The organism is Ochrobactrum sp. SSR (assembly GCF_030067775.1).
GTDB lineage: Bacteria > Pseudomonadota > Alphaproteobacteria > Rhizobiales > Rhizobiaceae > Brucella > Brucella teleogrylli.
Genome location: NZ_CP125971.1, coordinates 645524 through 657237, shown reverse-complemented (window position 1 = coordinate 657237; position 11714 = coordinate 645524). Strand labels below are relative to the sequence as shown.

The window sequence follows — 11714 nt, the reverse complement described above, 5'->3', positions numbered from 1 at the left end:
CACCGGGGAAGTGCAATCAACTTTGCGAAGCCTTCGGGCGAGTTTTGCGGTGGGTAGAAGTTGCTTGTTAAAGACAGATGGTGTGTCGGTTTAGACCCAAGAAACTGGGAAAATACTATCTGCCATTCAATTTTATCGAATGTATTCGCCCTAGCGGGTTACTTATAATCTCCCACTTTCTGTAGTCTTGACAGTTTTCCATTTCCGGCTCTACCTTGAATTCACGCTCAAGCTTAATGCTGAAGCGAGGGGAGGAATTCATGACTAAAGGTTCAATTATTAATGGGCTGGGTCTAGGTTCAATTTCGCGACGCCAGTTTCTAACGACCAGCGCGGCTGGAGCAGGCGCTCTGCTTTTGCCGTCCTTACCGTCTTTTGCAGCGGACAAACCCAAAATCGGGCTTGTCATGAAGTCGCTTGCAAACGAGTTTTTCAAGCAAATGCAGGCCGGTGCTGAAGATTATGCGGCCAAGAATACGGACAAGTTTACCTTTGCCGCTGTTGGCATGAAAGACGAACGAGATTTCGCCGCCCAGGTTGATGCGGTTGAAAACTTCATCACGCAGCAGTTCAATGTGATCGTTCTGGCGCCGGCCGATTCCAAGGCTATGGTCACACCGGTGAAGAAGGCGCTGGAAGCTGGCATCAAGGTCATCAATATCGACGTGGCGCTTGATGAAGAGGCGAAGAAGCAGGCCGGTGTCGATCTGGCATTTTTCGGACCCGACAATCGCGAAGGCGCAAAGCTGTCCGGCATGGCACTTGCCAAGGAACTCGGCAAGGGCGGTAAGGTGGTTATCCTCGAAGGTAATCCCGAGGCCGACAATGCCAAGGAGCGCAAGAAGGGTTTCGATGATGCTGTGGCCGAAGGCGGCTTGACACTGTTGGATTCCAAGACCGCACATTGGGAGACAGAAGAAGCCAACACACTCATGACGAATTTCCTTACACAATATCAGGATATTCAGGGCGTTATGGCAGCCAATGACTCAATGGCGCTGGGCGTTGTGAAGGCGCTTGATGCAGCAGGCAAGTCAGGCCAGATCAAAGTCGTTGGTTTCGACAATATTCCCGCCGTACAGCCACTGATCAAGGACGGCAAGATGCTGGCCACGATCGACCAGTTCGGCGCGCAGATGGCGGCAATGGGCATCGATTATGGCCTTAAGGAACTGGCGGGAGAAAAATTCTCAGGCTGGGTCAAGACGGATATCAAGCTGATTACCGCCAAGGACCTTTAGGAACTCGCAAGATAGCGAGGCCGCATCGGATGCACTCCGTTGCGGCCTTCCGTCACTCCAACAGGCAGGAATAGTATGCAGTCAGCCGACGCGATCTTGAAGCTTGAAAACGTCGGCAAAGTCTTTCCGGGCGTAACTGCTCTGGAGGGTATCAATCTACAACTGTTGCGCGGCGAAACGCATATTATTCTGGGTGAAAACGGAGCTGGCAAGTCAACGCTCATCAAACTGCTTGCCGGTATCTATCAGCCGGACGCTGGCGAGATTGTTCTGAATGATCAGCCCTATCGGCCCAAGACGCCGCATGATGCGCAAATTCAGGGCATTCGTATTGTTCATCAGGAACTCAATTTACTTCCACACCTTTCCATAGCGGAAAACCTGATGTTGGAAAGGCTCCCGCGACGTTGCGGCATCTTGGATCGGGCTTCGCTCAACAGGCGTGCCGCTGAATTGCTGGACGAGGTTGGGCTGGCGTTAGATCCTCGCACACTTGTCTCCGAATTGGGCGTCGCGCAAATGCAATTGGTCGAAATTGCAAAGGCGCTTGGCTATGATAGCAAGCTTCTGGTCCTGGATGAGCCGACGGCGACACTGACACCGCCTGAAATTGAACGGCTCTTTGCCATTATCGGGAGAATGAAGGTCAGGGGTGTAACTATCATTTATATCTCGCACCGCCTGCATGAAGTCTTTGAAATTGGTGACCGGGTCACCGTTTTGCGCAACGGTCGTCTGGTTGAAACGCGCGCCTTTGAGGGGCTGAGCGTGCCCCATCTGGTCCGCATGATGATTGGGCGGGATATTGCAGACGAATATAGCTTCGACTCCACCATCGTGCCAGGTTCGGTTGCCCTCGAGGTCGAAGGCGTTACACGATCGACAACAGACCCTGCGGTCTCCTTTTCGGTGCGCGAGGGCGAAATTCTGGGTGTGGCAGGTCTGGTAGGATCGGGCCGCACGGAGATCATGCGCGCGATCTTCGGTGCTGATCCGAAAGGCGGGGGACAAATCCGTGTGGACGGCAAACCGGTAAATATTCGCGATCCCAAAGATGCTGTCAGAAATGGACTGGGTTTCCTGACCGAAGATCGTAAGGGGCAGGGGCTGATGCTGGATATGCCCATAGACATAAATGCGACGATCACCGATTTGAAGAAAATCTCCCATGGCGGATTGCTGGACAAAGGCGAAGAAGAGAAATCCGTTATGGAACTGGTCGAGCAATTGCGGATCAAAACGGCTTCTATCGGCACATCGGTGCGCAATTTGTCTGGTGGTAACCAGCAAAAGGTGGTGCTTGCAAAATGGCTGTTTCGCGGTTCCTCAACATTGATCCTGGATGAACCGACGCGGGGCGTCGATGTCGGTGCCAGACGCGAAATCTATCAATTACTCTGGAGGCTGGCCGCAAATCAAAAAGCAATCATTATCGTCTCTTCGGATTTGCCTGAACTCATTGGCATGTGTCACCGCATTATCGTGTTCTCCAATGGCAAGCTGGTAGGAGAACTGCCTCGGTCGCAATTTGATCAGGAGCGTATTCTCTCGCTTGCCTATCAGGAGCATGTTCAATGACAGCTAAGCCGTCTGTGCCCCAGAGATCCGCAGCAGCGGACCGACAGAAGTTGAAACGCTTCTTGCTGCGTGATGCTGGCGTTTTTCTGGCTCTCTTACTGATCACGCTGGTGTTTTCTTTCACTGCGCCTTATTTCGCCACGCCCGGCAACGCTTTGAAGATTTTCGTCCAGATCGCCATCAATACGGTTCTCGCGGCGGGGATGACTTTCGTCATCCTGACCGGCGGCATTGATCTCTCTGTTGGCTCGGTGCTCGCGCTTTGCACGGTCATAGGTGCGCTCATCATGACATCAGGTCTGGAACCCGGATTATCGATACCGCTTGCCGTGCTGGCTTGCATCGCAGTTGGTGGGTTTTGTGGCTACATCAACGGTAAGGTGTCGACCTTCTGGAAGATTCCGTCCTTCATTGTGACGCTCGGTATGTTGAATATAGCCGCTGGTGCAGCGCGCGTGGTGTCCAACAACTCCACCATTACGGGACTGCCGCAAGGCTTCGTCGATTTCGGTAATCTGATCATCGGCGGCTTTCTGCCCTCAATCTTTCTGGTGGCAGTGGCGGTCATTTTTGCAGGCTGGTTCATACTGCGGTTTACTGTTTTCGGTCGCATGATCTACGCCGTTGGGGCCAATGATGAGGCGGTCCGTCTGTCGGGGCATAATCCCGACACGTATAAGATTGCTGCGTTTGTCATCTCGGGTGTCACCGCAGGTATCGCCGCGATCGTCTATTTGCTGCGCTTGAATATTGGCAGCCCGATCGCCGGTATCGGCTATGAACTGAACGCGATTGCGGCAGTCATTATCGGCGGGACCAGTCTCTTTGGGGGAAAAGGCTCGATCGTCGGCACACTGGCGGGCGCCTGTATTCTGCAAGTTCTGGCGACCGGCCTGCAATTGCTCGGCATCGGCGATAATTACAAGCCAATCATCATCGGCGCGGTGATCATACTTGCTGTGATTGTCGATACCTATCGCGAAAGATTGCTGCGGCGCATCCACTGATGCGCCGCCGTGAAAGAAAGACCTGGCGTCACCTTATTGGTGGACGCCGCCTTCATTTAAGGAAACTTCGCTCCTGGTCCGGCTTTCCCATAAGCCGATACCAAAAAGCACGGCGGTTGTAAGCCATCCCAGCGTGAGAAGATCGGCGCTCTGTGCGAACGGCGCAATGAGAGCCAACAAAACGACCCCTCCGATATGGGACAGGGGGAGGCGACCGTAAACGACATATTTGTAGATCGCGCTGCCAATCAGGTAGATAGCAGGACCGACTGCGATGACGACAATTTGCGCCACGCTGGCATGACCTGCGGGATGTTCCATGGCAAGATCGTTGCCCACAGCGCTCACGATGATGCCGAAAATCAATATGGCGTGGATGTAGTGGAAATAGGCACCGATCTTTCCCGGATCACGGGCCTGCGTAATGCGGGCGGTCGCATCCTTGCTCGACGTCCCGAAATAGAGCCACCACATGGCGATGGTGCCGAGAAAGGTCGCAAGCATGGCGGACAGTTCGGCAATGTTCCAGTTTTCCGCGCCTGCAAGGGTGGCGCCCGTTGCTAGAAGACTTTCGCCCAGCGCCACGATGACAAAGAGCTGGCAACGCTCGGCGAGGTGCCCACCTTCGATCGTCCAATCGCTGACGTGTGAGCGGCCCATTCCCAGCAAGGCAAAGCCGATCATTGGCGAAACATATTCGCAAAGCGCTGCCACGATCCAAAGCGCCAGCCGGGCTTCCCCTTCCGCAACGGCTCCACCGATCCAGAAGCAGGCTGAAAGGGTAAGCCAACCCAGCATGCGCCGGTAATTGGCTGCCAGCGGATGACCCCGCCCCAATTGCCAGACGATAAAGCTGGTTCGTCCAAGCTGCATCGCGACATAGCACCCGGCGAATATCAGGCCGCCTGCGCCAAAAGCGTCCGGGATTGAGGCGGCCATGACCAGCGCCAGCGCCATGCAGCCGAACAGAACAAGGCGAATTTTCAGCTGTTCGGGGTTAAACCAGTTGGTGACCCAGCACGTATATTGCCAGCCGAGCCAGACCGCGAACCAAAGCACCAGCGTTTCAAGCGCGCTCCACGCGGTCAGATGATGAAGCAGCGCGTGGCTGAGTTGAGTGACCGCGAAGACGTAAACGAGATCGAAGAAAAGCTCTTCATAGGTGACATGCGCATGATGACCGTCTCGCAGGCGCAAAAGAGGATGAACTGATTGGCTCATGGATTATTCCTTGGTGTGTCGAGCATCAGATAGTAGGCGCCAAAAACTTGGCTGGTCCGGGGGGACGATGAAAGGATTGTCTGCTGACCTCCGTAATGAAGTATTGGCCCCGCTTACACTGATCGGCATAAGCTGCGCCGTGAAAATCACCCTCTGGGCGCGTACGGGCTGCGGTGCGCCACATCAAATCTGGCTGAAAAGGAGAGATACGCGAGGCGAGCAGTCCCATTCCTGGTTACCATCAATATAGACGTGACCGTTTTCCTATCTTTCGAAACGGCACCGGGACTCTCGATCTTATCGTAAGCTTATGCAGGCTGGGAATACTTAAGACAGTGCTTATCTGGTAATGATACGGTTACATGGCCGCCAAACAGATGTTTTGGCAGGCCCACTTCATTGCAGTGTCTGTCAGAACGTACGAGCGAAACCCTTCAGCGGTTGGAAAAGCAGAGACAGTTGGGAAAAGGCGTCGCCGCTTAGTTAAGCGTGGGCTTTTGATTATGGCGGACCTTCAGTCCCGTCGCTTCTACGGCTTTGATAAATGACGCCCGGGCAGTATTTGGCAGCCCCTCCATATCCGCGAGGCAGCCTGCAATGCGTCCTGATATTCCTCGCCCTGGGCGCCTTCCGGCCAATAGTTTAAAAGGCATTCCGACGCCATCGGCGTATTCGTCACGACCTGAGACTTCCCGAAGCCGTAGAGCTGAATATCAACGGGTTCTCCCCAAGCCATCGCGGTCTCCCAGTAAAAGATGCCCTGCCTTGAGGTGGTAAGGTAGGGCTGACGTCAGCTTGGCAAGTGTCGTTCGAACGGCAGCTGGCGCCAATACAAGTTCGGGCTCCCTAACCTGGCGCGTACATTTTTGTTCCTTGTGTCGCTGCGCTTGCAAGCTTTGGGATCGAAACACCCTTTCGCAAGAACGGAATTGCGGCGCGAACGAGAAGGGGCGGACAACGCCTGCACCTGGAATCCGGTTGGTTTATTTCAGACAATTGATATCGCGTCATGATCGACTAATATCAATTAATCTTTTTGGAATGGGCGGATAAGATGGAAAGTCATCAAGATCAAACTGGCGATGAGCGGCTCGTTGGTTCGACCGGCGGTATACGTCGATTCACGTTGTCCGTCACAGCAGCAGCCCGGCCGCAATTTAGCGATACGGAACTCGACATCCGCGATTGGCTGGCTGCGATTGTCGACGGTTCTGATGACGCCATCATCAGCAAGAACTTGGAAGGAATCATCAAGAGCTGGAACAGGGGCGCACAGCGCCTTTTCGGCTATCAGGCGGAAGAAGTCATTGGCAAACCGGTGACAATTCTCATTCCAGACGACCGGTTGGGTGAAGAGCCGGCTATTCTGGCCGCGATACGCAATGGCAACCGGGTCGACCATTTTGAAACAATCCGGAAGCGAAAAGACGGAACGCTGATCGATATTTCGTTGACGATTTCACCCATTCGCAATGCGAATGGCGTGATTGTTGGGGCGTCGAAGATCGCGCGCGACATTACAGATCGTCGGCAGGCGCAAAAGCAGCAGCTGCTCCTGATGGGCGAGATGCAGCATCGTGTAAAAAACCTTTTCGCACTGGCGAACGGAATCGTTTCGCTAAGCGCAAGATCGACCACGCAGGTTGACGAACTCCGCGAGACCGTCCAGGCGCGCCTAGCCGCGCTTGCGCGGGCGCATGAACTGACAATGCCGGCATGGGAAGAGGCCGACATGACGGTTTCTTCGGTGCCGCTTCAGACTCTGTTACGCACCATTCTAGAACCCTATGATGAGCAGAGTATTCGCATTTCCGGGGCTGATCCTGCAATCTCGGGCAAGTCGCTGACAAATCTGTCGCTGCTTTTGCATGAACTGGCGACGAACGCCGCCAAGCATGGCGCACTGGCGGTAACAGGGGGCCAGCTTATGGTCAGCGTAGAAGAAACACAGGAAGCTGTCGTCGTTCATTGGCTGGAAACGGGCAATGAACATCATAACGATCAACCAAGCGAAGGATTCTGGAACGCGACTTGAAAAGGCGCTGGTCTCAGCCCTTGCGGCCCAACTTGATCGGGCGTGGACGGACAACACGCTCGAAATATCAATCGCCTTGCCTAACACACCTGTTGAATAGCCTGCCCTCCGGCTGACTGGAGAAGGCATGTACCATTCGCGGCTGGACGTGTTCAGCCGCTGATACTCGGCTGATTGTTCGATTTCATTGATAGCGACGGTCGGGTCTCAGAAAATTTGAACATGCAGGAACAAAGGCAATCGCTTGCGGTTGGGTTGGCTGTCATTTGCCAATGACCAAAGGAGCACGTGATATGCCAGGTCGATACCAAAACGAAGATCGCGACGACTATTATAACGAACCCTACCGGGACCGTGATTATGAAAGCCGTGGCGGAAACTACCGCGACTATGACGAACGCTATCCGGGTGATTATCGTTCGCGCGGCTATAGCGATGACGAGGAACGCTTCGCATATAATTCGCCGCAAAGAGAATCTTTTGCGCGCGATAGCCGCTATGGGCGTCACGGCGCACGCAATGAGCCGATGAAGTCCTCAAGCGGCACAGGAATGCATCGCGGAAAGGGACCGAAGGGTTACACCCGCACGGACGAGCGCATCAAGGAAGATGTCTCTGACGCCTTGATGGAAGATGCAGATCTTGATGCCTCCGACATTGAGGTCAGCGTCAAGAAGGGCGAAGTCATCTTGCAGGGACAAGTCGCAACCCGACAGGATAAACGCCGCGCTGAGGATTGCGCCGAAGCATGTGCGGGCGTGGCGGATGTTCAAAACAACATCAAGGTCCGCTCGGCCACGGCGCCATCCGCCAAGGGTACAGCATAATCGAAACCGGAAGACTCGCGGCTGCGGGAATGCAGCTGGAGAAGAGCTCTTGCAGCTCAATGCGCCACTGCGCGCAAAATTCATACAATCAGGAGGATAAAATGCCACGTAATATGCCAGAACGTGACGATCAGGGCCGCCTTGTCAGTGACGATGACCGCAGCAGAGGCGGCGGTCGTCGCCACTATGCCGAAAGCCGCCGTGATGACGATTATCGCAGGTCCAGTCATTACGACGATGACGACAGGGGACGCAGCCACGGCGGCTGGTTTGGCGATCCGCAAGGACACGCTGAAGCCGCCCGCCGTGGCTGGGACGAACGCCGCGACGACAGGGATTATGACGATCGTCGCCGCTATTCCAGCCGCAATGATGATTACGACGACCGTCGTTCCAGTCGCTATGACGACGATGATCGTGGTCGTGGCTGGTACGGTGACTCTCGCGGGCATGCAGAAACCGCCCGCCGGGGCTGGGACGAACGGCGCGATGACCGTGATGACGGCCGACGCAGCTATTCCAGTCGCGATGATGACCGCCGTTACGCAAGCCGTGACGATGACCAGCGTTCCACTGGTCGGGGCCATGGCGGGTGGTTCAGCGATCCAGAAGGTCATTCCGAAGCGTCGCGGCGCGGGATGATCGCCGCGATTACGAATATGATGATCGTCGCAGGCGTTAATGTTCAAAAGTTGGTAGGGGCGACCATCTGGTCGCCCTTATCCGTCCGTGCAGCTTGTAAAAGTCCGAATAGTTGACGTAATAGTAAGTTGAAGAATTTTTGAATTCTATCTACGGGTGCAAAGAAAGCGGCGCGGAAAAATAATGAATAACCGCATCCTTTTGTACGGATGAGCTTTTCTTGACTCACATATTAAGTGATCAGGGAATGATATCTTTATTAGAATGAATATGGTTTGCTGGTTATGTCGAAGCCGGGAGCCAGACATGCCATTTTTTAATGAAGCGAGCCGCATCTATAATCAAATTGAAGTCGACTTCCTGAGAAGTTGTTATACTCACGCGGCTATAATGCTAGAAGAAAGTGATCGGGGATATTCGGGGCGCGATTTGGCGTCGTTGACACTGTTGCTTTATGACAGCGGCCTTCGCGATCATAATTATATTACCGAACTGGCCGCCCGGCTCGCCAACAAGAAATTCATGGATCGCCGTCAGAAATCGATGGCGGCAAATTCAAATCTTCAGGGAACAAACTCAAGCGCAGGCGGTTAGGATCATCGATCTAGAATTGGTGTCAGTCCCGCTCGAACAATGCTTGCCAGGCTGTCACCAGCCCTGCCTTTCGCCCCCGCGCCGAGGCAGGGCATCTTTTTTGGGAGGTTGCCATGGCTTGGGGTGAACCTGTTGACGTTGAATTGTTCGGAACGGGCAAACACTGCACGGTCACGAACACGGCGATGGCTGCGGAATATCTTCTTGAAGAATGGCCGCATGAGGCCCGCGGTGCGGAATTCTGGCGGGCCATCGAGAACTGTCTTGCCGACCTTGAGAACAAGCCCAACACAGCCAGAGAGTGCTTCATTGCCGCTATCAAGGCTGCGGATGAGTCTGCACGTCCTCCAGCACTGCCAGCTTGAACATCCGAGGGTACGGCTCATCGGATGAATGGCGCGAAGCAACACTAGGAGTGTTCGAACGCTAAGCGCCTGCCCCGGCGATGTTGGGAGACGCCGCCGGGGCACATAACACTGACGGTTCACCGGGAACATCTGGGCCAACGTGGGGTTGGGTTGCCGAGGTAAATCAAAAATGGACAAGGACGGACACAAAACGAGCGAAGGCTCCCGCATACGCGGTGCTATCCAGAAGGGGCAAACCGGTGACAAGGCGCCTGGATTTGATCCGGCTGCAGCACCTTTCGAAACGGATTCCGAAGCGGGCGGCATTTCTTCTCCGGGGGGCGATCATGAACAATCACCAGACCTTAAGAAGCACGACAGCAATGCTTCCAGTCACGCTTCGGCCCTGCGTCAGTGGGAGAAGGATAGAAAGCGAACTGTGCAGCCAATCTTCGTAACGTTGGTGATCCTGCTGGTGATTATAGTGGCGCTTATACTGATTTGGGGCCGCTGATCGGCAAGGCTACACCTCCAACCTCAACGCCAGGCGTCTATCAGCTCCTCTGTGGAAACCAGTTCCAGTTGTTCACTGAAGCGCTGGTGGCAAAGCGACATGATCGCGTCATGCGTTTGGTCGGAAACGCTGCAGATCGCATCATGAACCATAATGACGCGATATCCACGATCCACGGCACCCAGCAGAGTAGCGAGTACGCAAAGGTCCGTTTCCGCACCCGTGATAACGAGTGTATGAATACGCTTGTTGACCAGATAGGTTTGGAGATGGCCTTCTGTCCATGGCGAATAGACTGTCTTGTCGAGTACGGCAGCGGGGGGCACAAAATCCTTCAACGGGTCCACAAGCTGAATTAGCGCAGGATCGATATGGGTCAGCGTGAGCGCTTCCCATTTTCGGTAGTAATCGACCCAGATACCTACCGCATTCTCGGGGCGCTTTGGCGGGATAAAGCGCGTGAATATGGTGTTGTCACGCTGGACGGTGCAGATATCGAAGATCCGTGGCAAAATCTGTTCAACCCACGGAACGAACCATGGCGAGTTTGGTCCAAACAGATTCTGTATGTCGATACAAAGATGCACGGAGCCGGGCTGGAGCTTACCCCGCAAAAGACCCGTTTCTACAGGCATGAGATGCGATGCAATGAGGGCGGCGGGACGACAAGATCGCTTTTCATCGAAATCCCCATCTGCGTTTCGAAAAGACAAACCTCAGGATTTTGGATCGGCTGAGGCCGGTGTCGACGGCGTTGTCACGGCAACCGGATCGCTGGCCGGAAAACTGTCCTTCAATCCTTTTTCAAGGAGCTGATTTTCATCGTCTCGTTGCCGTGGCATGGTTGCCCGTCCCAATTCTATCTCGACCGTCTTTATCGCCTGCGACAGACAGTTTGCCGCTTGCTCGAGTTGTTCATTTCGTTCCGACGAACTGCTGGACGTAAGTTGAACCGTAATTTTCTCTTCCGCTTCCCCTACAAATTCCACGACTACTGGCGTTTCGTCGCTGCGAACGTTGATCGTCAGAATATTCATGTCATGCTCCTCGAATTGGTTAGTCCTAACCATCCACGCTCCGGGTTGTTCCCCGCCTGCCGAAAAATGTACGGTAACGTACCAATTGCAGTTGCGTCGGAACCATTAGCTTCGAGAGGCCTTATCTCACCGGGTGGGCAGGAGGAGATACCATGTCATCCAATCCCGATTTCGAAGATGAGTTGCTGAAACTTTTACCCGCGCTCCATCAGTTTGCGCGAACAATGTGCCGCCAATCCACCGATGTGGATGATCTGGTTCAGGAGACAGTGGTGAAGGCGCTCAAGAACCAGGATAAATATGTGCCGTTTGGGCCGCTGAAGTCATGGCTCTTCACCATTATGAAGAACACTTTCTGCAGCAAAATCAAGCGCGCGCGGCGCGAGGATGTCATGCAGGAGTGGGACGGGCCCACGATCGGTCCGTCGCAGGACTGGGCCATGGAACTGCAGGATGTCGGACGCGCCTATGACAGGTTATCGCCACTTCACCGGAACGTCATCGAACTGGTGATTTTTAATGGATTGAGCTATGAGCACGCCGCCACAAAAGCGGGTTGCACCATCGGCACCATCAAAAGCAGGCTTAACAGGGCGCGCAATCAGCTCGAAGGCGATTTGAGCTCTGACGACAAACAGTGAGCAAGCCGCCGGTTTGCTCACTGTTTCTAA

General features: G+C 54.3%; 14 protein-coding genes. 10 read left to right on the top strand and 4 right to left on the bottom strand.

The window, feature by feature from the left end; translation table 11 throughout:
• The first annotated feature begins 260 nt into the window (after window positions 1-260).
• From QLQ11_RS20465 to QLQ11_RS20455, 3 genes are all read left to right on the top strand, one after another.
• Window positions 261-1241: a sugar ABC transporter substrate-binding protein gene (locus tag QLQ11_RS20465; RefSeq protein ID WP_109365588.1), complete on the top strand. Its 981-nt coding sequence runs from the start codon at window positions 261-263 to the stop codon at window positions 1239-1241.
• A 75-nt stretch (window positions 1242-1316) separates the two neighbouring features.
• A complete protein-coding gene (locus QLQ11_RS20460; protein WP_124915763.1) occupies window positions 1317-2819 on the top strand; it encodes a sugar ABC transporter ATP-binding protein in 1503 nt (500 codons plus the stop codon).
• Entirely contained in the window at window positions 2816-3826 is a 1011-nt protein-coding gene (locus tag QLQ11_RS20455; protein WP_124915764.1) for an ABC transporter permease, read from the top strand. The genes QLQ11_RS20460 and QLQ11_RS20455 overlap by 4 nt, the downstream gene beginning before the upstream one ends.
• A gap of 33 nt (window positions 3827-3859) precedes the next feature.
• Here QLQ11_RS20455 and QLQ11_RS20450 read toward each other — a convergent pair whose 3' ends face one another.
• Both QLQ11_RS20450 and QLQ11_RS20445 read right to left on the bottom strand, forming a co-directional pair.
• On the bottom strand, window positions 3860-5047 hold the full coding sequence (locus QLQ11_RS20450) for a low temperature requirement protein A (RefSeq protein WP_124915765.1): 1188 nt from the start codon (window positions 5045-5047) through the stop codon (window positions 3860-3862).
• A gap of 529 nt (window positions 5048-5576) precedes the next feature.
• Window positions 5577-5711 carry a hypothetical protein gene (locus QLQ11_RS20445; RefSeq protein WP_235942880.1) on the bottom strand — a complete coding sequence of 45 codons (135 nt, stop codon included), beginning with the start codon at window positions 5709-5711 and terminating at the stop codon, window positions 5577-5579.
• A 390-nt stretch (window positions 5712-6101) separates the two neighbouring features.
• Between QLQ11_RS20445 and QLQ11_RS20440 the strand changes: the two genes are divergently transcribed.
• From QLQ11_RS20440 to QLQ11_RS20415, 6 genes are all read left to right on the top strand, one after another.
• Entirely contained in the window at window positions 6102-7082 is a 981-nt protein-coding gene (locus tag QLQ11_RS20440) for a PAS domain S-box protein (RefSeq protein WP_371836070.1), read from the top strand.
• Window positions 7083-7375: 293 nt separating this feature from the next.
• Window positions 7376-7909, top strand: a complete 534-nt coding sequence (locus QLQ11_RS20435) for a BON domain-containing protein (RefSeq protein ID WP_210261476.1) — start codon at window positions 7376-7378, stop codon at window positions 7907-7909.
• Between the two features lie 123 nt (window positions 7910-8032).
• On the top strand, window positions 8033-8551 hold the full coding sequence (locus QLQ11_RS20430; protein WP_124915768.1) for a hypothetical protein: 519 nt from the start codon (window positions 8033-8035) through the stop codon (window positions 8549-8551).
• A gap of 306 nt (window positions 8552-8857) precedes the next feature.
• Window positions 8858-9145: a hypothetical protein gene (locus QLQ11_RS20425; RefSeq protein ID WP_109365594.1), complete on the top strand. Its 288-nt coding sequence runs from the start codon at window positions 8858-8860 to the stop codon at window positions 9143-9145.
• A gap of 113 nt (window positions 9146-9258) precedes the next feature.
• Complete coding sequence (locus tag QLQ11_RS20420) at window positions 9259-9510, top strand: DUF982 domain-containing protein (protein ID WP_124915769.1); 252 nt, start codon at window positions 9259-9261, stop codon at window positions 9508-9510.
• 172 nt (window positions 9511-9682) lie between these two features.
• A complete protein-coding gene (locus tag QLQ11_RS20415; RefSeq protein WP_124915770.1) occupies window positions 9683-10006 on the top strand; it encodes a hypothetical protein in 324 nt (107 codons plus the stop codon).
• Between the two features lie 23 nt (window positions 10007-10029).
• On the opposite strand, the gene QLQ11_RS20410 is transcribed toward QLQ11_RS20415, so the two are convergent.
• Both QLQ11_RS20410 and QLQ11_RS20405 read right to left on the bottom strand, forming a co-directional pair.
• The gene (locus QLQ11_RS20410; protein WP_124915771.1) at window positions 10030-10641 is read right to left on the bottom strand and encodes a cysteine hydrolase family protein; all 612 of its coding nucleotides are present in this window, start codon (window positions 10639-10641) and stop codon (window positions 10030-10032) included.
• A gap of 81 nt (window positions 10642-10722) precedes the next feature.
• Window positions 10723-11043, bottom strand: a complete 321-nt coding sequence (locus QLQ11_RS20405; protein WP_283735595.1) for a hypothetical protein — start codon at window positions 11041-11043, stop codon at window positions 10723-10725.
• Between the two features lie 152 nt (window positions 11044-11195).
• Between QLQ11_RS20405 and QLQ11_RS20400 the strand changes: the two genes are divergently transcribed.
• Window positions 11196-11684, top strand: a complete 489-nt coding sequence (locus QLQ11_RS20400; RefSeq protein WP_124915773.1) for a sigma-70 family RNA polymerase sigma factor — start codon at window positions 11196-11198, stop codon at window positions 11682-11684.
• Window positions 11685-11714: the final 30 nt, after the last annotated feature.

Coding starts and splice junctions, on each gene's coding strand:
- QLQ11_RS20405 (WP_283735595.1), bottom strand. CDS start 11,043: ATGAATATTCTGACGATCAACGTTCGCAGCGACGAAACGCCAGTAGTC.
- QLQ11_RS20460 (WP_124915763.1), top strand. CDS start 1,317: ATGCAGTCAGCCGACGCGATCTTGAAGCTTGAAAACGTCGGCAAAGTC.
- QLQ11_RS20445 (WP_235942880.1), bottom strand. CDS start 5,711: ATGGCGTCGGAATGCCTTTTAAACTATTGGCCGGAAGGCGCCCAGGGC.
- QLQ11_RS20425 (WP_109365594.1), top strand. CDS start 8,858: ATGCCATTTTTTAATGAAGCGAGCCGCATCTATAATCAAATTGAAGTC.
- QLQ11_RS20420 (WP_124915769.1), top strand. CDS start 9,259: ATGGCTTGGGGTGAACCTGTTGACGTTGAATTGTTCGGAACGGGCAAA.
- QLQ11_RS20450 (WP_124915765.1), bottom strand. CDS start 5,047: ATGAGCCAATCAGTTCATCCTCTTTTGCGCCTGCGAGACGGTCATCAT.
- QLQ11_RS20415 (WP_124915770.1), top strand. CDS start 9,683: ATGGACAAGGACGGACACAAAACGAGCGAAGGCTCCCGCATACGCGGT.
- QLQ11_RS20410 (WP_124915771.1), bottom strand. CDS start 10,641: ATGCCTGTAGAAACGGGTCTTTTGCGGGGTAAGCTCCAGCCCGGCTCC.
- QLQ11_RS20440 (WP_371836070.1), top strand. CDS start 6,102: ATGGAAAGTCATCAAGATCAAACTGGCGATGAGCGGCTCGTTGGTTCG.
- QLQ11_RS20435 (WP_210261476.1), top strand. CDS start 7,376: ATGCCAGGTCGATACCAAAACGAAGATCGCGACGACTATTATAACGAA.
- QLQ11_RS20400 (WP_124915773.1), top strand. CDS start 11,196: ATGTCATCCAATCCCGATTTCGAAGATGAGTTGCTGAAACTTTTACCC.
- QLQ11_RS20455 (WP_124915764.1), top strand. CDS start 2,816: ATGACAGCTAAGCCGTCTGTGCCCCAGAGATCCGCAGCAGCGGACCGA.
- QLQ11_RS20465 (WP_109365588.1), top strand. CDS start 261: ATGACTAAAGGTTCAATTATTAATGGGCTGGGTCTAGGTTCAATTTCG.